At 62.6% G+C, this 23,479-nt stretch carries 15 protein-coding genes; 3 read left to right on the forward strand and 12 right to left on the reverse strand.

Annotation, left to right across the window (positions count from 1 at the left end):
• Window positions 1–7: 7 nt before the first annotated feature.
• Window positions 8–2,113 carry a reductive dehalogenase domain-containing protein gene (locus CAP37_RS03430; protein ID WP_086122881.1) on the forward strand — a complete coding sequence of 702 codons (2,106 nt, stop codon included), beginning with the start codon at window positions 8–10 and terminating at the stop codon, window positions 2,111–2,113.
• Between the two features lie 129 nt (window positions 2,114–2,242).
• On the opposite strand, the gene CAP37_RS03435 is transcribed toward CAP37_RS03430, so the two are convergent.
• From CAP37_RS03435 to CAP37_RS03475, 9 genes are all read right to left on the reverse strand, one after another.
• Window positions 2,243–2,947 carry a hypothetical protein gene (locus tag CAP37_RS03435; RefSeq protein ID WP_086122882.1) on the reverse strand — a complete coding sequence of 235 codons (705 nt, stop codon included), beginning with the start codon at window positions 2,945–2,947 and terminating at the stop codon, window positions 2,243–2,245.
• A gap of 37 nt (window positions 2,948–2,984) precedes the next feature.
• Window positions 2,985–3,530, reverse strand: coding sequence for an MFS transporter (locus CAP37_RS03440; RefSeq protein ID WP_143435868.1), 546 nt, complete (start codon window positions 3,528–3,530; stop codon window positions 2,985–2,987).
• A 24-nt stretch (window positions 3,531–3,554) separates the two neighbouring features.
• Window positions 3,555–4,088, reverse strand: coding sequence for a hypothetical protein (locus CAP37_RS03445; protein WP_086122884.1), 534 nt, complete (start codon window positions 4,086–4,088; stop codon window positions 3,555–3,557).
• 120 nt (window positions 4,089–4,208) lie between these two features.
• Complete coding sequence (locus CAP37_RS03450; RefSeq protein WP_086122885.1) at window positions 4,209–5,720, reverse strand: tripartite tricarboxylate transporter permease; 1,512 nt, start codon at window positions 5,718–5,720, stop codon at window positions 4,209–4,211.
• A 1-nt stretch (window position 5,721) separates the two neighbouring features.
• On the reverse strand, window positions 5,722–6,168 hold the full coding sequence (locus CAP37_RS03455) for a tripartite tricarboxylate transporter TctB family protein (protein WP_086122886.1): 447 nt from the start codon (window positions 6,166–6,168) through the stop codon (window positions 5,722–5,724).
• A gap of 75 nt (window positions 6,169–6,243) precedes the next feature.
• The gene (locus CAP37_RS03460) at window positions 6,244–7,233 is read right to left on the reverse strand and encodes a tripartite tricarboxylate transporter substrate binding protein (RefSeq protein ID WP_086122887.1); all 990 of its coding nucleotides are present in this window, start codon (window positions 7,231–7,233) and stop codon (window positions 6,244–6,246) included.
• A 136-nt stretch (window positions 7,234–7,369) separates the two neighbouring features.
• Entirely contained in the window at window positions 7,370–8,767 is a 1,398-nt protein-coding gene (locus CAP37_RS03465; protein ID WP_086122888.1) for a sensor histidine kinase, read from the reverse strand.
• A complete protein-coding gene (locus CAP37_RS03470) occupies window positions 8,764–9,432 on the reverse strand; it encodes a response regulator (RefSeq protein ID WP_086122889.1) in 669 nt (222 codons plus the stop codon). Before CAP37_RS03470 ends, CAP37_RS03465 begins: the two co-directional genes overlap by 4 nt.
• A gap of 32 nt (window positions 9,433–9,464) precedes the next feature.
• On the reverse strand, window positions 9,465–10,487 hold the full coding sequence (locus CAP37_RS03475) for a uroporphyrinogen decarboxylase family protein (RefSeq protein WP_086122890.1): 1,023 nt from the start codon (window positions 10,485–10,487) through the stop codon (window positions 9,465–9,467).
• A gap of 473 nt (window positions 10,488–10,960) precedes the next feature.
• On the opposite strand from CAP37_RS03475, the gene CAP37_RS03480 reads away from it, so the two are divergent.
• Window positions 10,961–17,590: a DUF3320 domain-containing protein gene (locus tag CAP37_RS03480; RefSeq protein WP_086122891.1), complete on the forward strand. Its 6,630-nt coding sequence runs from the start codon at window positions 10,961–10,963 to the stop codon at window positions 17,588–17,590.
• A gap of 145 nt (window positions 17,591–17,735) precedes the next feature.
• A complete protein-coding gene (locus CAP37_RS03485) occupies window positions 17,736–18,845 on the forward strand; it encodes a type I restriction endonuclease (protein WP_086122892.1) in 1,110 nt (369 codons plus the stop codon).
• Window positions 18,846–18,959: 114 nt separating this feature from the next.
• Here CAP37_RS03485 and CAP37_RS03490 read toward each other — a convergent pair whose 3' ends face one another.
• The 3 genes from CAP37_RS03490 to xdhA form a co-directional block, all read right to left on the reverse strand.
• Complete coding sequence (locus CAP37_RS03490; protein WP_086122893.1) at window positions 18,960–19,469, reverse strand: DUF1993 family protein; 510 nt, start codon at window positions 19,467–19,469, stop codon at window positions 18,960–18,962.
• A gap of 93 nt (window positions 19,470–19,562) precedes the next feature.
• A complete protein-coding gene (xdhB, locus tag CAP37_RS03495) occupies window positions 19,563–21,944 on the reverse strand; it encodes a xanthine dehydrogenase molybdopterin binding subunit (protein WP_086122894.1) in 2,382 nt (793 codons plus the stop codon).
• Window positions 21,941–23,434 (reverse strand): xanthine dehydrogenase small subunit, encoded by a 1,494-nt coding sequence (gene xdhA / locus CAP37_RS03500; RefSeq protein WP_086124799.1) that lies wholly within the window; start codon window positions 23,432–23,434, stop codon window positions 21,941–21,943. The genes xdhB and xdhA overlap by 4 nt, the downstream gene beginning before the upstream one ends.
• Window positions 23,435–23,479 lie beyond the last annotated feature (45 nt).

A 23,479-nucleotide genomic window follows, 5' to 3' on the forward strand; every position in this document is an offset into this window, starting at 1 on the left:
AGGCTTCATGCCCCGTCTCTTCTCCAACCGAGATCGCCACTTCGATCTCGGCGTGTTGCCCACCGAGCTGCTGCCGCGTGCTGCGGTGGAGCCCGCAGCGGGCGTGCGTCAACCAGATGACGCGATGCCGCCCGGCGCCGACTCGGTGCTGGGCGCGCTGCCTGAATACAGAGCGCTGTTTCAGGCTCACCTGGATGGGCCGGTTGCGCCTGCGCGCGCGCCGGTGCCGGATGACCTGGAAACCCGTGCGCGCAACCTCAAGGCGTCTGCGTACTTTCTGGAATGCACGCTCGCCGGTGTCTGTGAAATCCATCCGCAGGACTGGTTGCAACCAACCTCTTCACCGCACAGCCATGCGTTCGTGTTCCTGGTGGAGTTCAGCCGCGAGCCGAAGCCTGGCGAGCCGGGCGCCGAATGGATCGTGGGCACCCACGCCGAACGCACTGACCTGCGTTGCGCCGAGGTGGCGGCGGTGATGGCGGGCTACATCCGCGCGCTGGGCTGGTCGGCGCGCGGGCACGTGGCCGGCCATACCGATCTCGATCTGGCTGCACTGGCCCAGCGCGCTGGCGTGGCCAAAGCGGTTGATGGCGTGCTGGCCATGCCGTTTTCCAAACGCGGCTTTCGCGTGGGTGTGGTCACCTCCGACTATGCCGTGGCGGTGGACCAGCCCATCGCACCGGATGCGTCCCTGGCCTGGCCGGACTCCGACACCTACATGGGCGCCCTCGGCACGCGGCCTGGCTTTGAGGACGATGAACTCGCGCGGCGGCCGGTGCACATGGGCCGCTACGAGATGGAGCGCATCCGCCGGGTGGACGAGCCCACCACGTTGCTGCTGCGCGACGAGATTCGCCGCGTGCCCAAGCGCGCCGATCTGTTCACCCGCGCGCTGGCCGGCGACCTGGGCGAAAAGGCCCGGATCGAGCGCACCCGCTTTGCCGTGAAGCACCCGCTGGCCTTTGCCATGACGCCATTGATCCGCGCACTGGTGCCCCTGCAGGGCACGCGCGAACCGCTGCAGCCCACCGGCCTGGGCGGTGATCTGTCGGACCCGCAGCGCAACGCAGACGCCATCAAGGCCCTGGCCCATGTGCTGGGCGCTGATCTGGTGGGCATCTGCAAAGCCGAGCCGTGGATGTACTACTCCCACGACGAAGTGGAAGGGCGCCCGATCGGGCCCTACCACCGGTACGCCGTGGTGATGCTGATGGACCAGGGCTTCGAGACCATGGAAGGCGCCTCCGGGGATGACTGGATCTCGGGCGCGCAATCGATGCGCGCCTACCTGCGCGGCGCCACCATGGCGGGCGTGATGGCCGCCCATGTGCGGCGCATGGGGTATTCAGCGCGCGCGCACTCCAACGCCCATTCCGAGCTGCTGCACCTGCCCGCCGTGTTGATGGCTGGCCTGGGTGAACTCTCCCGCATCGGCGAGTTGATCCTCAACCCATTTATTGGCCCGCGTTCCAAGTCTGTATTGATCACGACCGACCTGCCGCTGGTGGTGGACAAGCCGATCGACTTCGGCCTGCAGGCCATGTGCAACCTGTGCATGAAGTGCGCGCGCGAGTGCCCTTGCAATGCCATCCCGTTCGGCCCCAAGGTGATGTTCAACGGCTACGAGATCTGGAAACCCGACGTGGAGAAATGCGGAAAGTACCGGCTGACGAACATGAAGGGTTCCGCCTGCGGCCGCTGCATGAAAACCTGCCCCTACAACCGCGAAGACCTGGTCGAATCCGAGCGGCTGCTGTGGTTGTCCATTGAAGTGCCTTCCTCGCGCCGCCAGCTCATCGAGCACGACGACGCCACCGGCGGCGGCCAGCGCAACGCGGTCAAACGCTGGTGGTTCGATCTGGAGATCGTGGACGGCATCGCCGTGAAGCCACCCGGCGGCGTGAACGAGCGCGACCTCGACCCGTCGCGCACCGACAAGCTGGCGCGTGCGCAAAAGCTCGCCTTCTTTCCACCTGAGCTGCAGCCTCCGGGCGGCACCACCCTGCAAACCGTTGCGCCGCTGGATCGCGCGGCGGGCCTGGGGGCTTACGCGGCGGCCGAGTCGCCGCTGGCGGCGCGCCGGCGGCGGGGCAGGGGCGTGCCAGAGAAATAAGACTAGCCGGAGCAGCGCACCACGGAGCGGCTGAAGACCACGTGGTACCTGCCCGCGACCGAGCCTTGTACGCCCACAGGTGGTGCGGTATGGAGATGCGGGCCAGCGGTCTGTCTGCTCCCCTCCAGTTCAGGCGACTTCGGCTTGCGGTTTCGCCGCCCGCGCAAACGCCAGGAGCTCGTGCGTCCACGCGGTGAACCAGGCGTACACCTTGTCTACTCGCTCCAGCGCGTCGCGCCGCTGCGCGTCATCCAGGGCGATGAGTGCCAGTTCGGCGTGATCGTTGTTCATTGCGTGGCCTGACTCCAGGTTGAAATGGAACTCGCCGCAATAGCGCAGCTCGACGCCAGTCTCCTTCTGGTACTGCGTGGCAATGCGCGAGGTGAGCTCGAACAGCACGTTCCCGGTTTCCTCGATCGCCTCGATGATGGCCAGGCGGACCACCGGCTCGGCGCCCCAGATCAGGTGGGCCAGGCGATGCGCCAGCAGCCGGTTCTGGATCGTCGCATCGCTGTAGAGAAAGCGCAGCGTTTCCCCGGGCGCTTGCCGCGTCCCGTCGTGGCCCAGCTTGGCATAGTCCTCGAGGTACCAGGGCCAGTGGTGATCATCCTCGTAGGTGTGGGCGTTGATCATCTTGAGGTAGGGGTCCTCGGTTGGCTCCTCGCGCAGCACCAGGCGATTGAGGTCGCCGAAACTCATGATGAAGGACGCCATGCAGGGGAAAAAGGCGAGCCGGTCGCGAGCCGGGATGCCCTCGTCGCGCAGGAAGTCGAAGAAAGGCAGCTGCGCGTACTCGCGCTTGAGCAGGAAGATGTGCTTGAGGACAGGTTTCATGGGAGGCTGAAAAAAAGGAGTTGGTTGCAGCGTTCGATCAGGTTGAGCAGGAAGCTGCTCTTCCCGTCACGTCGCACGGGGCGTGCAGACAGTGCATGCCAATGTATGCAGCGGGCCTTCTTGCGGCCACGTGAAATTCGTCATGGGTCGATGCACTCACCATGAGCCCGAATGCAGCCGGCGCGAATACAGAGGCAGCTTGTCCCAGCGCCACGATCAGCGCTACCACACGCGGCACGTATTCTTTGGCAAACTTCGCAAGCGCGATGACCGGCGGCAGCGAGGTCGCATTGCCGATGCCTGAGCCGAACAGCGCCACGCTGAGCAGGACCCATGCGATGTGCTGTTCGCTGGTCAGCAGCAACATCATCGAACCCGACAGTTGAACGCCGTAGGCCAATGCCGCGACGATGCGGTAGTTGGCGTCAGTGGGCAGCACACTCGCCACAACCATGCGCCCGTTCATCGCACAAGTGGTTGCAAGGCCCGTCGCCAGTCCCGCTGCTTGTGCGCCTGGCGCAGGAACCAGCAGCGAGAAAAGATGCGCAAGCAATCCGATCTGCGCAAACAGGCCCGCCGCCATACCCAGCGGTGATGAAAAGTGAGACTAGCCGGAGCAGCGCACCAGGTAGCGGCTGAAGACCACGTGGTACCTGTCCTCCTGATCGCTCGGTAGCGGCACCGGGTCCAGGTTGGAACGACGACCCAGCTCCCGCCAGTTCGGCACGAAGGTGTAAGCCGACTTGCCCGACCAGTTCAGCGCCGGCACGGGCGTGGTGAGAGGGTTCACCGCCTCACGGTCGTTGTCGCCCACATCCAGCACCCGAATGCGCCACACGCTGTCGTTCGCCGCGCGAGCGCCTTCGGGCAGCACGCCCAGGCCTCCCCAGGTGCCGTCGCTCATGGTGGCGCACGCCACCCGCACGACCCGCCCGGCCGAGATCACCTCGGCGCTGACGCCCGCCGCCTGCAGCGCAGCCCGCATCCGCACGGCGTGTGAATGCCCCGCCACAAGATCAGCCGGTGCAACGGTGGCCTGCACAGCCACCGTGGCCACGCTGTTCACGGGCGGCGCCGATGCGCAGGCGCCCAGCAAGCCCAGGGCGATGACGCTGACGGCTAGACGGAGATGATGGATCACGGCAGGCCTCTTGGAGGGAGTGTGCGATTTCAAGCGATGTGAGTTTGCGGTCTCAGCGGATTTTCATGCAAATCGAAAGCAGCGCGGCCGGACCATGTTGATGCGGCAGGGAAGTGAGGATCAGGCTGCTCCGAGCTTTACATCCCGTCGCGCAGCCAAAGTTCTCATTCCGATCGGCACGAACAGCATCAGTCCAGCCGCTGCCCACAGGCCAATGGCGATGGGGCTGCCCACCAGGATGCTGGCGTCACCATTGCTGATGGACAGGGCACGGCGCAGGTTCTGCTCCATCATGTCGCCCAGCACAAAGCCCAGGATCAGCGGCGCCATGGGGATTCCCTGCTTTCGCAGCAGGTAGGCCGTGAAACCCAGGCCGGTCATCAGGACCAGGTCAAACGTGGTGGCGTGTACCGCGTACACGCCCACGCTGCTCACGGCCACAATGCCCGGGACCAGCAACCAGTTGGGCACGCTCAGCACCTTGGTGAACACGCCTACCAGCGGGATGTTGAGCACCAGCAAGATCACGTTGGCCACGAACAGCGAGGCGATCAGGCCCCACACCAGATCCGGTTGCTGGGTGAACAACGCCGGGCCGGGCGTGATGTTGTAGAGCGAAAGCGCGCCGACCATCACCGCCGTGGTGCCGGAGCCAGGCACACCCAGCGTGAGCATGGGCACGAAGGAGCCTGTGGCGGCCGAATTGTTGGCCGCTTCGGGCGCGGCCACACCTCGGATATCGCCCTTGCCGAACGTGCCTTCCTTGTCGGTCAGGCTTTTCTCCATCGAGTAAGTCATGGCGCTGGCAATGGTGGCGCCTGCTCCTGGCAACACGCCAACACCGAAGCCCACCACGCTGGAGCGCACCGTGCCCCACCAGGTGGCTTTGAGTTCACTCCAGTTGAACAGCATGCGACCGGTCTGCGTGACCATGCCGGCGCTGGTGTGGTGTTGTTGCAGCATGAGCAGCAGCTCGCTGATGGAGAACACGCCGATCACCACCACCACGAACTGAATGCCGTCTGAGAGGTGGACGTCACCGCCAGTGAAGCGGTAGACACCCGAGTTGGAATCCAGCCCCACGCACGACATGGACAGGCCGATGAGCGCAGCCAGACCGGCTTTAACCGGCGCGTCACCCATCAGCCCGGCGATGCAGGCGAAGGCAAAACACATGAGCGCGAAATACTCTGCCGGACCGAACGAGAGCGCCCAACTGGCCAGCAGCGGTGCGAACAGCACGATGCCGATGGTGGCCACCAGCGAACCCACGAAGGAGCTCCAGGCCGAGATCGACAGCGCCACCCCGCCCTGGCCATTTCGCGCCATCGGGTAGCCATCCAGCGCGGTCATGATGGCGCCCGCGTCGCCCGGCACATTGAGCAGGATGGACGAGATGCGCCCGCCGTATTCGCAGCCGATGTACACCGCAGCCAGCAGGATCAACGAAGTCTCCGGCGGCAGCTTCATGGCGAATGCCAGCGGCATCAGAATGGCCACGCCGTTGATGGGACCCAGGCCGGGCAGCAGGCCGACGATGGTGCCGATGAAGCAGCCCAGCGCGGCAATCAGCAGGTTGGTCGGGGTGAGCGCCACGCCAAAGCCCAAGATCAGGTGTTGTAGCACTTCCATGTCAGCTACCTCCCAGCAGCGCAGCCAGCGGGCCGGTGGGCAGCACCACATCGAGCAGCTTGTCGAACAGCAGGAACAGCACCAGGCCCAGCGCGGCGCCACCGGCGAATGACTGTTTCCAGCTGCCGCCAAACACCATGCCCACCGGCACGGCCATCAGTGCCGTGGCCAGTGCAAAACCCAGCCACTGGAACAGCAGCGCATAGACCAGTACGGCGGCTGCACACAAGGCGGTGGCCTTCCATGGAACACCGTGGAAGGACTCTGCACCAGCGGTGGGGCGCAGCACCAGCCAGAGGCCACAGAGACCCAGACCGCAGGCCAGCAGCAGCGGAAAGGCGCGCGGGCCAACGGGTTCGTAGGAGATGGCGGCGGCGTAGTCCTGCGCGGCCCAGGCCATGGCGGCGGACGCAACAACACACACCGCACCGAGGACGCGGTCACTCATGGGGTACTCCGGGGAAAAGGGGGGCGGGCCACCATCAGGGTGGCGCCGCCATGCAGGGCCGAGGCCCCGCAGATGTCACTTGGCGGGCACGACGTTCAGGCCGAACTCTTCGGCCAGCTTGCGGTAGTCGGCCACCTGCTTCTTGACGTAGGCGTCCAGCGGCGCACCCGTCAGGGCCATGGGGAACAGGCCGCGCTCGCTGCGCAGCTTGTCGTAGGCGGGCGTGGCCATCAGCTTGGTGAAGGTGTCGGCCCAGATTTTGTAGTCGGCGTCGCTCACCTTGGGGCCCAGGTAGAAGCCGCGCACGATGGGCCATTCCACGTCATAGCCCTGTTCAGCGGCCGTAGGAATGCTGGCCATTTCGCCAGCGAGGCGCTTGTCGTTCATCACCGCCAGGATGCGAACCTTGGCGCCGGCCTTGATCTGTTGTCCGGCCTCGGCCGCGTCGCCGGTGAACACGTGGATGTGGCCACCCTGCAGCGCGGTCAGCGCTTCGCCGCCGCCCTCAAAGGCCACGTAGCGCATGGTCTTGGGGTTCACACCGGCGGCGCGTGCGGTCAGCGCGGCCTTCATCCAGTCCTGGCTGCCCACGGTGCCACCGGCGCCCAGAACCACCTTGGTGGGATCGGCCTTGATGGCCGTCATCACGTCCTTGAGCGATTTGAAGGGCGAGTTCTCGGCCACGACGACAGCGCCGTAGTCGGTGCCGATGGCGGCGAGCCAGCGCACGTCGTTCTCGGTGTAGCGGCCAAACTTGCCTTGGGCCAGGTTGAGCAGCGAGCCACCCGAGAAAGCAACGATGGTGTTGGCTGCATCGGGCTTCTGCGCGATCACGGTGTTGTAGGCCACGGCGCCGATGCCGCCGGGCATGTAGGTCACGCGCATCGGGTCGGCGACGAACTTGCCCTCCTGCAGTGCGCTTTGAACAAGCTTGCACGTCAGATCGAAACCGCCGCCGGGTTTGGCGGGCGCGATGCACTCGGTTTTTTCAAGCGCGCCAGCGGCGAAAGCGGTGACGGCGCTGGCCGAGATGGCCAGAACAACCAAGCGGGATGTGATGCTCATGAAAGTGTCTCCTCTGGGGGTGAAACGCTCGCAACGGATTTGCTGCGAAGAGGGCACTGTAGAAAAAGCGTACTTTCAAGCCGCTTTCAGAAATGGGGCAGATTCTTCAGGGTTAACCCGTAAAAGTGGCCGGAGCTCAGGCGCGGGCCAAGGTCATGGTGACCTCCAGCCCGAGCCCCTCGGGTCCGGCATTCACCTTCATCTCGCCGCCATGGCGCCTGGCCACCGTGCGCGCAATCGCCAGCCCCAGCCCGGAGCCAGGCAACGGGCCGTGGTGGCCGCGGAAGAACCGCTCGCCCGCGCGCGCCAGTTCGTCGGGCGGCAGGCCGGGGCCGTTGTCGACCACGCTGAAGCGCACGCCATCGTCGCTGTGGTCCACAGCCAGCGTCACCTGGCAGCCTGCACCGCCGTAGCGGATTGCGTTGTGCAGCAGATTGGACAAGGCTTCCTTCAGCAGACCGGCTTCGCCGTGAAAGGACAGCGTGGTCATGGGTGCGTGCAAGCCCAGGTCGACTCCCTGTTCGCGCGCCACAGGCCACCAGCGGCTCACCAGGTCTTCGGCCAGCACCACCGCGTCCACCGGCTCGGGTTCCGGCGCGGCGCTGTCCGCCTTGGCAAGCGAAAGCATCTGGTTGGTCTGGCGAATGGTTTCGTCCAGCTGCTGGCGGATGTTGTCCATCACCTCGCGAAGCGCGGCAGGGTCTTGCTCGCGCTGGGCAAAAGCCACCTGGGTGGCCAGCGTGGTCAGCGGCGTGCGCAACTGGTGCGAGGCGTCGTCGATGAAACGTCGGCGCGCTTCGGCCTGCTCCCGGTTGCGCCCGATGTGGTGGTTGATCGCACCCACCAGCGGCAACACCTCGGCGGGCACACCCTCGCTGTCCATCGGGGTGAGATCTTGCGGCGGTCGGGCCTCCACATCCTGGCGCAGGCGCGCCAGTGGGCGCATGGCCCAGGCAATGGCCAGACCAAACAAGGTGCTGGCCACCACCACCAGCAGGAAGTCGCGCGCCACCGATTGCAGCACCAGGGCACGCCGGAAGTCGGTGCGGGCTTCCAGGGTTTCGGCCACCTGAATCACCACTCGCTGCGGTCCTGGCTGGCCCGCCAGCGGCGTGGAGAGCTCGCGCGCGTAGCTGCCCACACGAACCGGTTCTCCGAAATACACACCCTCGTGAAACTGGGGTTGGCCCGATTGCAAGAGACTGGGCGGGGGGGGCAGGTCGGAGCTGCCGATCTCCACCAGGCCGTCTTCGGTGGCCACCCTGTAGTACACCTGCCCTTCGGCGGTGAGCTCGAAGAACTCCAGCATGCGGTAGGGAAGTTCCACAGCCAGGCCTCCGCTGGCGGTGGAAATGCTGGAGTCGATGGACTTCACCGCGCCCAGCAACGACCGGTCGTAGGCGGCGTCTGCCGCTTCGCTGGCGGTGCGCGAGGCCAGCCAGAGTTCGGCCGAAAACACCAGCAGCATGCCCGGCACCAGAACCACCAGCAGTGTGCGGCGGATGCTGCCGCCCAGCCATCGCGGAGGTTTCACGCGGGACACTCCAGCAGGTAACCCATCCCTCGCAGCGTGGTGATGCGCACAGGAGACGCTTCAAGACGCTTGCGCAGGCGGTGCACCAGCACCTCGATGGCCTCGGGGCTCACGTCTTGTTCGTCGGAGAACAGGCGTTCCAGCAACTCGCGCTTGGACAGTGGCTCGCCGGGGTGCTGGATAAGGGCGCGCAGAAGCGCATGTTCGCGCGGCGTAAGACTCAGCACGTCATGCTTCAGCCGAAACTGTTTGGACGCGCTGTCGTAGCCCAGCGGCCCGCAAGTGAAACGCGGATGGTCCTGTCCCCGGGAGCGCCGGATCAGTGCGACCAACCGCGCCTCCAGTTCCGCCACATCGAACGGTTTGGCCAGGAAGTCGTCTGCGCCACCGTGCAGACAGCTGACGCGCTCCATGAGCGAGTCGCGCGCCGTGAGGACGAGCACCGGCAGGCGCTCATCTGCTTCGCGCAGATCGGCCAGCACGTCGTGGCCGCCCAGGCCGGGCAGGCCCAGGTCAAGAATGAGTGCGTCGTACTTTGTGGCTTTGAGGCTGCGGCGCACCATGCGGCCGTCGTTCACCCAGTCGACCTGAAAGTCGCTCTGGGCCAGGGCCTTGGTCAACCAGTTTCCAAGGTCGGTTTCGTCTTCGGCAAGCAGGATGCGCATGGCCCGAGTCCGCTCGAAGTTCAGACAGGCCCCTACGCGTACTCTTTCCGAAGCTGCTTCGCCGCAGCCACCATGTTTTCCAGCTTGCCCTGCGCCACTTCCCTCGGCAGGTACTTCATGCCGCAATCCGGCGCCAGAATGATCTGCTCGGGCTTCACATGCACCAGCGCTTTGCGCACGCGATCGGCAATCACCTCGGGCGTTTCCACGTTCAGATCCGACAAATCAAGACATCCCAGCAAAAACTGCTTGCCCTCCAGCTGGCGCAGCACCGACGTGTCGAGGTGGGACTGCGCGGTTTCGAGCGATACCTGCTTGCACCGGCACCCCGAGAGTTCGGGCAAAAAGGAATAGCCCGTAGGCCGCTCGTGGATGATGGCGGCGTAGCCAAAGCAGATGTGCACGCAGGTGGTGCCCTGCACACCCTCTAGCGCGCGGTTCAACGCGGCCAGGCCGTATTGCCGGGCCTTCTCCGGCCGGGCCTGCATGTAGGGTTCGTCGATCTGCACCACGTCGGCACCCGCAGCAAACAGGTCCTTGATCTCTTCGTTCACGGCCGCCGCGTAGTCCATGGCGGCTTCTTCTTCGCTTTTGTAAAAGTCGTTCTGAGCCTGCTGGAGCATGGTGAACGGGCCGGGCACGGTGATCTTGGTTCGCAGCTTGGTGTGCTTCTTCAAAAACTGCAGGTCCCCCACCTCCACCGCGTGCATGCGCCGGATCTTGCCAACGATGCGAGGCACCGGGTTCGGGTGCCCTGAACGGTCCAGCGCCGAGCCCGGGTTGTCCAGGTCCACACCCTCCAGCGCCGTGGCGAAGCGGTTGGAATAGCTCTCGCGGCGGATCTCACCGTCAGAGACGATGTCCAGCCCCGCGTCTTCCTGCAGGCGAATCGCAATGAGGGTGGCATCTTCCTGCGCCTCGGCCAGGTAGGCCTCTGGAATGCGCCACAGCTCCTTTGCTCGAACCCGGGGCGGGAACCTGCCGGCCAGCTTGGCGCGGTCGATGAGCCAGTCGGGCTGAGGAAGACTGCCGACGACGGTGGTGGGAAACAACATGGATACACCCTTTCAGTGGAGGAATGGCTGGCCGCGGCACATCGTACAACTTGATACCCATGGGGGGTACTGGTACCGAAGCTCGACGCAACGAGTAAGCACCCGGCTTCGCCAGACCCGTCGATATACTGCGCCGGTCACGTCACACAAATACGTGGCCGGGTGCTCGACTAGATGAACCTGCAGCCACAACACGAATGACCGAGAGACATGAAAGCTACTGGACCTGCGGATGGACATTAATTCAGCCGGTCGCTTTGTAGTCTTGCCTGCCTTGTCTTCATTCAGACCCCGGACATCCCCGGATGTGCGACCGATTCCACGTCGCGTCGAAGTACGACGGAGCAATCACCCTAGGCTGGGCAACTTTGTGTCAGTATGGTTCTTTGGCTGAAGCTCACATCCGCAAGAGATGAGCCACATAGGGAGGGGCCTATCGGGCCTGTGGACAGTTCAACTGACTTGGATTGAAGATGGCGCAGCTCGACTGGAAGCAAACAGAACATGAAAACCCGAAGCCAGACACAACCGAATCGGTAGATGTCGTGCGTGAACTTCGGCTGGAAGCTGCGTTTTCAACCAAGCTGAATCTCGCTGATTTTCAGAACTCGGTTCCATTGCTCCGAGAACTGCAGGTAGTCAGCACACTTACCGAGGAATCCAAAGGCCTGGAGTTGGTGCTCGAATCCATCCCTGCCTTTGTTCGAGCCAAGAGATGGCGGCTCGATTCGGTTGGGGCCGGTCAATCCTATCGAGTGCAAGAGCTGGACGTTCAACTCGATGGAGTGCTGCTGAGCAAGCTCACCGAGGCAGAGCAGGCAACGGTCACGCTCACCCTCAAACGGGCCGATGCAGGTCCGCAAGACGATCCCGTCGTCATTTCTCGCAAAGTCGAACTTCTCCCTCGTAACCAATGGGGCGGAATCGCGCACATGCCGGACATGATCGCGGCCTTCGTCCAGCCCAACGAACCTGCGATTGACCGGCTTCTCAAGAAGGCTGCGGATGTGCTTCGAGACAACGGCAAGGATGCCTCTCTTGATGGCTACAAGGGTGGACCCAAGCGCGCGTGGGAAATCGCATCGGCCATCTGGGGTGCTGTCGTCGGCATGAAGCTTGACTACGCACTGCCACCAGCGAGTTTTGAGCACTCAGGACAGAAGATTCGGTCTTCGGGACAAATCGCGGATTCAGGTCTCGCGACGTGCCTTGACCTGGCTCTTCTCTTTTGCTCGGCCTTGGAGCAAGCCGGTCTCAACCCCTTGCTGATATTTACCAAGGGACATGCGTTCGCAGGCGTTTGGCTCAAACACGAAGAGTTTTCCTCCTCTGTGGTGGATGACATCACCGCGCTGCGCAAACGCGTGAAGCTCAAAGAACTGGTGTTGTTCGAGACCACCCTCGTGGCGCAGAGACCAGGGGTTCCCTTTCGATTCGCAGCAGACAACGGTACGTCCCAAGTCTCAGAAGAGCAAGCCGAGAGGTTCGAGCTCGCGGTAGATGTGCGGCGGGCGCGATTGCAACGCATCAAGCCGTTGGCAAGCAATGAAACGCCTCTCCACCAGGCAAAGCCGGAGGATGACGGACCGACGGTAGTCCCCTTCGACGAGGCCCCGGATCTTCCAGACGACATCATTGTTGAAGGCAAGCCCTCGACACTGGACCCGAAAGACAGACTCGCGCGCTGGCAGCGCAAGTTGCTTGACCTGTCGATGCGCAACAATCTGCTCAACTTCAAGGCGGGAAAGAAATCGCTGAAGCTGGAGGCGCCAGATCCCGGAGCACTTGAGGACCTCATGTCCGACGGCAAGGAAGTGCGACTGTTGCAACGGCCTGATCTGATGGATGGTTCGGACCCCAGGAATCAGGCCATCCATGAAGCGCGTGAGCGCGAAAACCTGCGCCGCACCCACGCCGTCGATGCGCTGAAACGCAGGGAGGTTTTTGTCAGCCTCCCTCAGGAGGAACTCGAAACCCGACTGGTTGACTTGTACCGATCGGCAAGGACAACCCTACAAGAAGGTGGCGCGAACACCTTGTTTCTTGCTCTGGGTTTTCTCACCTGGACCCGCGACGAGAAAGACGAGAAAACCTTCAAGGCGCCTCTTGTACTCTTGCCCGTGACGTTGAACCGCAAGAGCGTCCGGTCTGGTTTCTCGTTGACCATCCACGAAGATGAGCCTCGCTTCAATCCCACGCTGATTGAGATGTTGCGCCAGGACTTCAAACTGGAACTGGGGATCCAAGGCGGTGAGCTTGCCCAAGACGATGCTGGCGTGGACATCGCGAAGATCTGGCGTACCGTGTCAGCGGCAGTCAAAGACATCAAGGGCTGGGAGGTTTCGGAAGATGTTTACCTCTCGATGTTCTCCTTTGCCAAGTACCTGATGTGGGTGGACTTGGTGCAGCGTACCGACCAGCTGCGACAGAACAACGTGGTCAAACACCTCCTCGACACGCCACGGGATCCCTTTCCGAGCACGTCCTCTTTTCCCAATCCAAAGGTACTCGACCGCGACTTCGGACCCGAGCAGACATTCTGCCCCCTGCCCGCTGATTCGTCTCAATTGGCGGCCGTGATGGCCGCAGCCAGGGGCAAGGATTTTGTGCTGATCGGGCCTCCTGGTACGGGTAAGAGCCAGACGATCTCCAATCTCATCGCTCAGTGCCTGGCCGAGAACAAACGTGTGTTGTTTGTCTCAGAAAAGATTGCCGCGTTGGACGTCGTCTACAGACGCCTGCGTGAGGTCAAGCTCGGCGAATTTTGTTTGGAGTTGCATTCGAACAAAGCCAGAAAGCTCGACGTGCTGGCTCAGCTCAAGACGGCCTGGGAGGCCAAGGGTGACATTGATCCGGAAGCTTGGGCGGCGGAGGCCCGGAGGCTGAAGCGTCTGCGCGACGAACTGAACGTGTATGTCGAGCGGTTGCATCACAAGCATTCGAACGGCCAATCCATATTTGATGCCATTGGTGTGGTCGTGGCGGGCGCCGACATGCCCGCGCTGGGACTGTCCTGGTCTTCGCATTCGGCACACGGTGCCAAAGACACCGAGAAACTCCGCGAGGTGGTAGACCGATTGGCGGTCAACGCATCTGCCGTCGGCCCAAACGCTCTCACATCAGGGCCACTCAAGGATGTTGGCCAGGATGATTGGTCACCGACCTGGCAGCAGATGCTGATCGATGCGGCTCGGGCTGTGGTTCCTGTGGCTGAGCGAATCCAGAACACGGCCGAGTCGTTCTGCCAGGCGATTGGCCTGGAAACAGGACAACTGACGCGCCGGCGCCGCACCGCGCTGGCCACCTTGAGCCGGGCGCTTCCCATGGCTTCCGGAAAAGACTGGCGATTCGCATTCAGGGCGGATGCAAAGACCATTTCGGAAGCGCTCAGTGCTGGATGCAAGTTGGTGGTCGAGCATGCCCAGTTGAATGCTGAGCTCTCGCCCGGCTGGACTGCAGGAGTCGTGCACGATGCAGAGAGCGGCGCAGATCTCTTGGCCAGGCGCACAGATCTGGTCGGAAGCCTCGCAAGACCGTGGCCCGCAGACGCACAGGAAAGCATCGCGAACGGTGTGAAGCTGCTGGAGCGGCTGGAGTCGCTCGGGAAGACGCTCTCTGTCCGCTACTCCGACGGTATTGAGCAGGTGAATGTCTACCTGCTGCACCGAGAGTACGCCAAGGCACAGAAGTCGGTATGGCCAATGTCGTGGGCCGGCAAGAGAAAGGTCCGAAAGATCCTGGAGGCACTTGTGGCTGGCGATGGTGAACCCAGCGTTGCCAACGACTTGACTGCCTTGGTCGCCATACGAGACACGCGGTCGGCGATCGAAAAACACGACATCGGTCCCGAGGCGTCGGGCATCTGGTTCGGACTGAAGTCCCGTGCAGAAGTCCTGACGGGCGCCTTGAAGCTCCAAGCAGCCGCTGCCGCCGTCAAACAAGGCTTGGCTTGGACCGACGAAGGACTGGACGCATTGGCCGCTGGCCGAGGGGGTGAGACTCTGGCTGGAGAGGTGCAGAAACTCCGTTCCATCGGCGAACTTGATCAGCGCATCAACGCCTTCCCCAACCTGCGCAGTCAAACGGGTGGCCTTTGGAGAGGGCTTGAAAGTGATGTTCACATCTTGCGCGTAGCGACCATATTCGCGCGCCTCCTTGAGATCATCCGCTCACGGGGAACCATGGAGGGCGAGCTGCAGTTGGTTGCGACGGGAGCATGTGGCGAGATGTTCTCCCGTGATCACCAGCTGCTTGCAAAGCGCACAGCATGTGAACGCCAACTGTCCTCCTTCGACCAACTCGGCATGTCAACTCATGGCGTCTGGAAAGGGCTGGACACCGACGTTCAGGATGTTGAAAAGGCTATCCGGTTTCAGGGTTCCATTGCCGCAGCGATATCGAACCTTGCCCTCGCACCGTCCGAGGTACCTGCTGTTTCAGCGGTGCTTGAACGACTGGTGGTTGACGGAAATGGGCTGCTGGATGTGAATGGTCCGGTCGCAGGCAGGGGCCAAGACTATCTGGACGCATGGGCCAAGCTGCAGCCGGCCGTGGACAAGCTGGCGCAACAAGGGCACTTCTCTGACCTGGCACAAGCGGACTTCCAGGAAATTGACATCGAGAGCTTGGTTGGGCGTTGCAAGAATCTTGTGCAATCCGAAGCGCGCCTTCATGCTTGGTGTCCGTGGCGGAAGGTACGAGGGGAAGCAATAACTTTGGGCCTCAGCCCAATGGTTGCCGGCCTGGAGAATGGTGCCGTCGCACCTGCAGACGTGATGAAGGCGTTTGAGACGAATTACTGCCGATGGTGGCTCAACGCGGTCGTCGATAGTGAGCAAGTCATCCGGACCTTTGTCTCCGCAGAACACGAGAAGCGTATCGCTGATTTTCGGGCGCTGGACAGCAAATTTACTGAACTGACACGTGCCTGGGTGAGAGCATCGCTCTGTTCGGGATTGCCCTCGCCGGAGGACGTGACTCGCAATTCCGAGTGGGGGCTGTTGCGCCGCGAGATCACGAAGAAGCGTGCCCACCTCCCACTGCGTGAGCTGATCGGAGGAATTCCTACTGCGATGGTGAAACTCACGCCATGCTTGTTGATGAGTCCGCTTTCGATCGCGCAGTACCTTGCGCCAGATTCGGAGCAGTTCGACGTTGTGGTCTTTGACGAGGCCTCGCAGATTCCGGTGTGGGACGCCATCGGCGCGATTGCCCGCGGCAAGCAGGTTTTGATGGTCGGAGACCCCAAACAGCTTCCCCCAACTGCATTCTTTGACAGAGCCGAGTCGTCGCTCGATGACGAAGAGGTCGAAGGTGACATGGAAAGCATCTTGGATGAATGTCTGGGAGCAAATCTTCCAACGCTCGATCTTTCTTGGCACTACCGCAGCCGCAACGAGAGCCTCATCGCCTTCTCCAATCACCGGTATTACGGCGGTGAACTGGTCACCTTCCCCTCACCAGTGACAGAAGACAAAGCCGTCAGCTTTCACTACGTCAAGGGCGTCTATGAAAAGGGTGGCGCCAGGATCAACAAACCCGAGGCAAAGGCGGTGGTTGCAGACGTCGTCGCAAAACTGAAGTCGCCAGGGTTCAGAGCTTCGAAACACACGATTGGCGTGGTCACCTTCAATTCGGAGCAGCAAAAACTCATTGAAGATCTCTTGGACGAAGAGCGGCGCAAGGATCCTTCGATCGAGCCTCACTTCTCCGAAGCCGAACTGGAGCCCTTGTTCGTGAAGAACTTGGAGAGCGTTCAAGGGGATGAACGCGACATCATGTACTTCTCCATTTCCTATGGTCCTGACATGAGCGGTGCAGTCTCGATGAACTTCGGCCCCATGAACCGCGATGGTGGAGAGAGGCGCTTGAACGTGGCCATCACGCGAGCCCGTCAAGAGCTGCGCGTGTTCTCAAGTCTCAAACCCGATCAGATGGACCTCTCCCGCACGCAAGCGCATGGTGTCCGTGACCTCAAGCATTTCCTTGAGTTTGCAGAACGCGGTCCGAAAGCCTTGGCAGAGGCCACACGCGGCAGCCTCGGTGACTTTGAGAGTCCGTTCGAAGAGGCCGTTGCCGGCGCGCTGGCGGCAAAGGGGTGGGAGCTGCACGCACAAGTCGGCGCCTCATCGTTTCGGGTTGATCTTGCAGTTGTGCACCCAGATGCTCCTGGTACCTATCTCTCTGGAATTGAATGCGACGGGGCGACGTATCACCGCTCAGCCACCGCGCGCGATCGAGACAAACTGCGTGAGCAAGTGCTGCGAGGCTTGGGCTGGGACATTCTGCGCATCTGGTCCACCGACTGGTGGGTCGACAAGAATGGAACACTTGATCGTATCCACGCGAAGCTTGCGGCGCTGCTTGAGGTCAGCCGTAAGAGACGTGCCGAAGAGGCAGAAATGGCTGCAGCAAAGGAAGCTGCTGAGGCCGCCCTGCGAAAGGCCCACGCCACGGTGCCTGCAGCGAATAAACACCCTGGTGAAGCAACGCGAAGTGGCACCGCTCTCTCCGAAGAGTCCGTCGAGGTTTTTGACGAGGTGTATGCCAGGAATGCAGCTCAGCAGGGATCGAGTGACCTCACGAGCAGCCAAGGGCAGTTTTACCGGGAGGTGCCCACGGAAGAACTGGAGGGGGCGGCTGTGGCTGACAGGTTTTATGAAGCTTCGTATGAGTCAGTCTTGATCGCCATGATTGAGCACGTGATTCAAACCGAAGGACCAATTCTTGATTCTGTGTTGGCACGTCGTATCAGTCGTGCGCATCAATGGCAAAGAACCGGCGGTCGCATTCAGGAGCGTGTTGAAGCGATCGCTCGCCAGCGGTTCAAGAACTCCAAAGAGGACGTCGGCACCTTTTATTGGCCTCAAGCGCTTCCCCCAGGTTCTCCAGTTGCCTTCAGGCGCCCCCCCGAGGAGCAGCAACGCTCGATTGACGAGGTTTGCATGCCAGAGCTCCAGGCGCTGGCACAGATGTGCCACGACCCTGTAAACACCGACGATGAAAACTTGGTGAGCATGGCGAGGGCCCTAGGTATTCAGCGCTTGCGCGCAGCCAGTCGAGTCCGGCTTGAGGAGGCCCTGCGTGCAGTCAACAGGCGGTAGGGGCATCAGGTACTGGCGGACATGGCTCTCGACACATCAAGCAGCTCTCTGTCGCGTGCCGGATTCGTTTGCTCACGCGCACATGGATGCGGGAGCACAGTTTTTGTGAGATCAGTTTTCAACAAACCGTGAGGAGGAAAATTCTGTGGACTTCATCGATCAGTTACGCGTTCTGGCATCAAGAATCTCAGTCACTAAAGACATGATCCAGACTGAGGAGGCGACCAAGAATTCGATGGTTATGCCTTTCATTCAGATCTTGGGATACAACCCTTTCGATCCGCTGGAAGTCACGCCAGAGTTGATTGCGGACATCGGCACAAAAAAAGGCGAGAAGGTGGACTACGCCATCCTGCGTGATGGCAAACCAATCATGCTCTTCGAGTGCAAAAAAGCTGGCGGAGATCTCAGCATCAATCATGCGGGTCAGCTATTCAGGTACTTCCATGTCACCGCCGCCAGGTTCGGTGTGCTCACCAACGGATTGGTGTACAAATTCTTCACAGATCTTGAGCACCCGAACAAGATGGACGAAAAGCCATTCTTCGAGTTCAACATTCTCGACTTCAGAGATCGTGATGTCGAAGAGCTCAAGAAATTTGCGAAAGCAGCGTTCGACTTGGACACGATCCTGACTACGGCGAATGAGCTCAAGTACACAAGAGCCATTCAGAACAAGCTGTCTGCCTGGATTGAGAATCCCCCAGAGGAGGTCGTCCGTTTACTTGCGACCGATTTGATCGGCAACAAAAAATTCACGGTGGCGATTCGCGAGCAGTTCACGCCCATTGCAAGACGAGCATTCGAACAACTCATCGGCGAGCGCATCAATGCCCGCTTGAAAGGCGCGATGTCTCCTGAGGCTGTTTCGGTCATCAATCTTCAGCCGCCAGCCACACCCATGCAGAACACTGCTAATCCCATACCCCTTGCGACGAGTGCGACACAAGCGCAAGTTGACACATCCATGGAGGAGTTCGAAGCATTTCATCTGGTCAAAGCCATCCTTCGAGACGTTGTCTCACCAAAGCGAATTTTCATTCGCGATGCTCAGTCCTACTGCGCCGTACTCCTAGATGACAACAACCGCAAGCCGATTTGCCGTCTGAGGTTCAACAACAATCAGAAGTTGCGATTGGGCCTTTTTAGTACCAGCAAGGAAGAGGAAGTGATGAACATAGAGGCCGTCGATGACGTGTTTCTGTACGCTGATCAGCTAAGAGCAACTGCAACTTTTCACCTGAGCCAAACGTGATCTCTTCGGGTTGGCTTGTGCCTGGAAAGTAGGAATCCCCGCCGGCAGCTATCGCCGCAATTCCACCATCCATAAACCAACGTCGCACGCCCGAAACGGGTCGGCCATCTAGCCTCAGTAAGCACCCATGTAGTCACGTTTCCCGATCTCAACGCCGTTGTGGCGCAAGATGGCATAGGCGGTGGTCACGTGGAAGAAGAACTGCGGCAGGCCGTAGTGCAGCAGATAGGCGCTGGCCATCAGCTTCTTTTCCTTCGGCGTGCCGGGGCGCAGCACGATCTCGCGGCTCTCACTTGCATCAAATTGCTCCGGCTTGAAGGAGCCAACATGGGCCAAAGCCCTGGTGATCAACGCTTGCAGGTCCGCGAAGCTGACCTCGGTGTCGGGCCAGGACGGCACCTCGGCACCCGCCAGGCGGGAGGAAATGCCCTTGGAGAAGTCAGCGGCAATCTGTACCTGACGGATCAGCGGCAACATGTCGGGAAACAGCCGCGCCTGGAGCAGCGCATTGGGATCGATGTTCTTTTGCGTGGCGTGGTCTTCGGCTTTCTTGAGCACGTCCGACAAGGCCTTCAGCATCTGCTGCAGGACGGGAACGGAGGCGGTGTACAGAGGGCTGGTCATGATGGATGAATTCACTTTTGCTGGGGCAAGATCGCCGGGGTTGGCATGGCGGAAGCCCTGCCGACCACGTGAGGCTACCAGCATGCGTCCAGCCTAGGTGCCCACCGCCCGCAACACCTCTTCCGCCGTCGCCGGCGCATTCATCGCCTCTGCATTCCCGCCCGCCTGCGCCACCGCATCGCGCAGCGCCTCAAACACGCTGATCGCCAGCATGAAGGGCGGTTCGCCCACGGCCTTGCTGCCGTGCACGTTGTCTTCCCGGTTGGCCTCGGGCCAGAGGTCGGTCTTGAAGTGTTCGGGGATGTCGCCGGTGGCGGGGATCTTGTAGGTGCTGGGGGCGTGGGTCTGCAGGTAGCCCTTGTCGTTCCACACCAGTTGTTCGGTGGTGAGCCAGCCCATGCCTTGTACGAAGCCGCCTTCGATCTGGCCGATGTCGATGGCTGGGTTGATGCTGTGGCCCACGTCGTGAAGGATGTCGACCTTGAGCACGCGGCTCTCGCCGGTGAGCGTGTCGATGGCCACTTCGGTCACGGCGGCGCCGTAGGCGAAGTAGTAGAACGGCCGGCCCGTCAGGGTGGTCTTGTCGTAGTGGATCTTGGGCGTGCGGTAGAAGCCGTCGCTCCAGAGCTGGATGCGGTTGGCGTACGCGGCGCTCACCACGTCTTCAAACTTTCGCGTGGTGGTGGGCGTGATCACCTGGCCGCCTTCGAAACGCACGGCGCCGGCACCGCAGTTGTCCAGGCCGGAGACGAACGCGGCGAGGTTGTCGCGCACGTGGCGGGCGGCAAACTGCGCGGCGCGGCCGTTCAGGTCGGTGCCGCTGCTGGCGGCGGTGGCGCTGGCGTTGGGCACCTTGCTGGTGTCTGAAGCGGTCGACAGCACCTTTTCAAACGGCACGCCGAGTTCGTCGGCCACGATGGCGGCCACCTTGGTGTTCAGGCCCTGGCCCATTTCGGTGCCGCCGTGGTTCACCTGCACGCTGCCGTCGGTGTACACGTGCACCAGCGCGCCGGCCTGGTTGAACAGCGTGGCGGTGAAGCTGATGCCGAACTTCACAGGCGTGAGCGCAATGCCTTTCTTGATGACGGGGCTCTGCGCGTTCCAGTCGGCAATCTGCTCGCGGCGTTCGCGGTAGCCGCTGGTGTGGGCCAGCGTGGTCATCAGCGGTTCGAGAATGTTGTCCTCCACCTTCATCTGGTAGTGGGTGACGTTGCGTTCTTCAATGCCGTACAGGTTGCGCAGGCGCACGTCCAGTGGGTCCAGCCCCAGCGCGCGGGCGATATCGCTCAGGATGCGTTCGATGACGATGACACCCTGCGGGCCGCCGAAGCCGCGAAACGCGGTGTGGCTTTGTATGTTGGTCTTGCAGCGGTAGCTGGAGATGGCCACGTCTTCCAGGAAGTAGGCGTTGTCGGCGTGGAAGATGGCGCGGTCGGCCACGGGGCCGGAAAGGTCGGCGCTGAAGCCGCAGTTGGCCAGCATCTCCAGCTCTAGCCCGCAGAGCTGGCCGGTGGCATCGAAGCCGGCGCGGTAGTGGTAGGCGAAGGGGTGGCGCTTGCCGGTGACCATGAAGTCGTCGTCGCGGTCCAGCCGCAGCTTCACCGGGCGCTTGAGCTTGTTGGCGGCGATGGCGGCCCACACGGCCAGGTTGCCGGCCTGCGTTTCCTTGCCACCGAAGCCGCCACCCATGCGCCGGCATTCCACCGTCACGGCGTGGTTGTCCAGCCCCAGCGCGTGCGAAACCCAGTGCTGCACCTCGCCGGGGTGCTGGGTGCTCGAATACACCCACCACTGGTCTTGCTCCAGCGGCAGCACATAGGCCACCTGGCCTTCCAGGTAAAAGTGTTCCTGCCCGCCGATCTCGAAGGTGCCTTCAATCACCTGCGGTGCGCGCGCCAGTGCGGCGGCGGCGTTGCCGCGTTTCACATGCACCGGTGGCAACACGTAGCTTTGCAGCGCGTGCGCCTCGTGCACGCTGATCACAGCCGGAAGGGGCTCAATGTCGAACTTCACCAGCCGTGCGGCGCGGCGCGCGGTCATCACGTCGTCGGCCACCACGAGCGCGGCCACCTGGCCAAGGAACTGCACGGTGTCGGTGGCGAACACGGGCTCGTCGTGCGCGAAGGCGGCGAGCATCGGGTCGCCGGGGATGTCGGCGGTGCTGAACACGCCGCGCACGCCCGGCACGGCGAGCGCGGCGCGGGTGTCCATGCCGCGCAGCTTGCCGTGCGCCACGGGCGAGCACACCGGCGCGGCGTGCAGCGTGCCGCGCACTTCGGGGATGTCGTCTATATAAGTAGCGCCACCGGCCACCTGGGCACGCGCGCTTTCGTGGAAGCGGGAGACGCCGGCGGCGCGTTCGGCTTTGGGTTGCGTCGGTGTGGTCGGGATGGGGGTTTCGGGAGCGATCTCGGCGTCCCCTCGGGAGGAGATCACCACCGGCGTGTCGGTCGGGTTTTTGTCGCGTGCGTTCATGCCACGGCCTCCAGGTCGGATGCGGTCAGGCTTTCCAGGTTGATGCGTTGCAGGCCCTGGCTCTCCAGCCAGAAGCGCTGCAGCAGGTTGCCCAGCACCGTGTGGCGGTAGGCTGCGCTGGCGCGCATGTCGGAAATGGGCTGGAACTCGGCACGCAGCGCGGCGGTGGTGGCCATTACCGTGTCGGCGCTCCAGGGCTGGCCGAGCAGGGCGGCTTCGGTCTGGCGGGCGCGCACCGGCGTGGCGGCCACGCCGCCGGCGCCGATGGACACGGCCTTCACAGTGCCGCCTTCCACCGTCATGCGGATGGCGAGGCAGACGGCGGAGATGTCGTCGTCGAAGCGTTTGCTGATCTTGTACACCTTCGCCGTCTCACCGTTCACCGGCCGAGGCACCTTGATCCAGCAAAGCAGCTCGTCCGGCTTCATCACGTTCTGCCGGTAGCCGGTGTACAGATCCTCCAGCGGCATCTCGCGGTGGGCCATGGCGCCGCGCTTCGGATCCCAGCGCATCAGCACCACGTTGGCCCCCAGCGCAATCAGCAGCGGCATGGAATCCCCGATGGGCGAGCCGTTTGCCACATTCCCGCCCAGCGTGCCCGAGTTGCGCACCGGCAGGCCGGCGAAGCGCTGGGCAAACGTCTTGAGTTGTGGGCGCTCGCTCACCAGCGCGGCGTAGGCGTCGGTCAGCGTGGCGGCGGCGCCGATGGCGATGTGGTGAGGGTAGGTTTCCGCGCGCTTCAGTTCTTCGGCAGCGGTCACGTCCAGCACCTGCTCGAAGCGCTTGTGCATTTTGGTGACCCACAGCCCAACGTCGGTGCAGCCGGCCACCACCTGGGCTTTGGGGTTCGCGGCGCGGGCCTGCAGCAGCGCCTTCAGCGTGGCCGGGCGCAGGTAGTGCTCAGCCGGCGCGGGCGGGAGCTTCTTCAGCGCGGCCACGGTAGCCGCCTCATTCACACCGCAGCCGGCGGGCAGGGGCAGGGTGCCCATCTGCTGCGCTGCATCAAGAATGGGGCGGTAGCCGGTGCAGCGGCACAGGTTGCCCGAAAGCTCCACCTGCGCCTGGGTGCGGTCGATGCCCTTGCCGCCTTTCGTATTCTGGTACATGCCAAACAGGCTCATCACAAAGCCCGGCGTGCAGAAGCCGCACTGGCTGCCGTGGCACTGCACCATGGCTTCCTGTGCCGGGTGCAGGTCGCCGCCGGGGGCGGCAATGTCTTCGGCGGTCCACACCGCCAGCCCCTGCACCGAATGCGCCAGGCGGATGCAGCTGTTGATGGCCTTGTATTCCAGCTTGCCGGCCACCGCCTCGCCCAGCACCACGGTGCAGGCGCCGCAGTCGCCTTCGCCGCAGCCTTCCTTGGTGCCGGTACAGTGCAGGTCCTCCCGCAACACCTCCAGCAGCGTGCGGTCGGGGGCCACGTTTTCCAGCGTCACGGGCTGGCCGCGGCGCAGGAAGCTCAGGGTTTGTGCTGATTTTTGGGGTGTCATGCGCGCCAGCATAGCGCCGGCCCCATGGCACAACATATGCTCCGT

Origin of the sequence: Hydrogenophaga sp. IBVHS1, assembly GCF_002127265.1 — a bacterium.
Classification (GTDB): domain Bacteria; phylum Pseudomonadota; class Gammaproteobacteria; order Burkholderiales; family Burkholderiaceae_C; genus Hydrogenophaga.

Excerpts from the sequence above, each read along its gene's own strand:
- CAP37_RS03430 (WP_086122881.1), top strand. The coding sequence starts at position 8 with ATGCCCCGTCTCTTCTCCAACCGAGATCGCCACTTCGATCTCGGCGTG.
- CAP37_RS03435 (WP_086122882.1), bottom strand. The coding sequence starts at position 2,947 with ATGAAACCTGTCCTCAAGCACATCTTCCTGCTCAAGCGCGAGTACGCG.
- CAP37_RS03440 (WP_143435868.1), bottom strand. The coding sequence starts at position 3,530 with ATGGCGGCGGGCCTGTTTGCGCAGATCGGATTGCTTGCGCATCTTTTC.
- CAP37_RS03450 (WP_086122885.1), bottom strand. The coding sequence starts at position 5,720 with ATGGAAGTGCTACAACACCTGATCTTGGGCTTTGGCGTGGCGCTCACC.
- CAP37_RS03455 (WP_086122886.1), bottom strand. The coding sequence starts at position 6,168 with ATGAGTGACCGCGTCCTCGGTGCGGTGTGTGTTGTTGCGTCCGCCGCC.
- CAP37_RS03460 (WP_086122887.1), bottom strand. The coding sequence starts at position 7,233 with ATGAGCATCACATCCCGCTTGGTTGTTCTGGCCATCTCGGCCAGCGCC.
- CAP37_RS03470 (WP_086122889.1), bottom strand. The coding sequence starts at position 9,432 with ATGCGCATCCTGCTTGCCGAAGACGAAACCGACCTTGGAAACTGGTTG.
- CAP37_RS03475 (WP_086122890.1), bottom strand. The coding sequence starts at position 10,487 with ATGTTGTTTCCCACCACCGTCGTCGGCAGTCTTCCTCAGCCCGACTGG.
- CAP37_RS03480 (WP_086122891.1), top strand. The coding sequence starts at position 10,961 with ATGGCGCAGCTCGACTGGAAGCAAACAGAACATGAAAACCCGAAGCCA.
- CAP37_RS03490 (WP_086122893.1), bottom strand. The coding sequence starts at position 19,469 with ATGACCAGCCCTCTGTACACCGCCTCCGTTCCCGTCCTGCAGCAGATG.
- xdhB (WP_086122894.1), bottom strand. The coding sequence starts at position 21,944 with ATGAACGCACGCGACAAAAACCCGACCGACACGCCGGTGGTGATCTCC.
- xdhA (WP_086124799.1), bottom strand. The coding sequence starts at position 23,434 with ATGACACCCCAAAAATCAGCACAAACCCTGAGCTTCCTGCGCCGCGGC.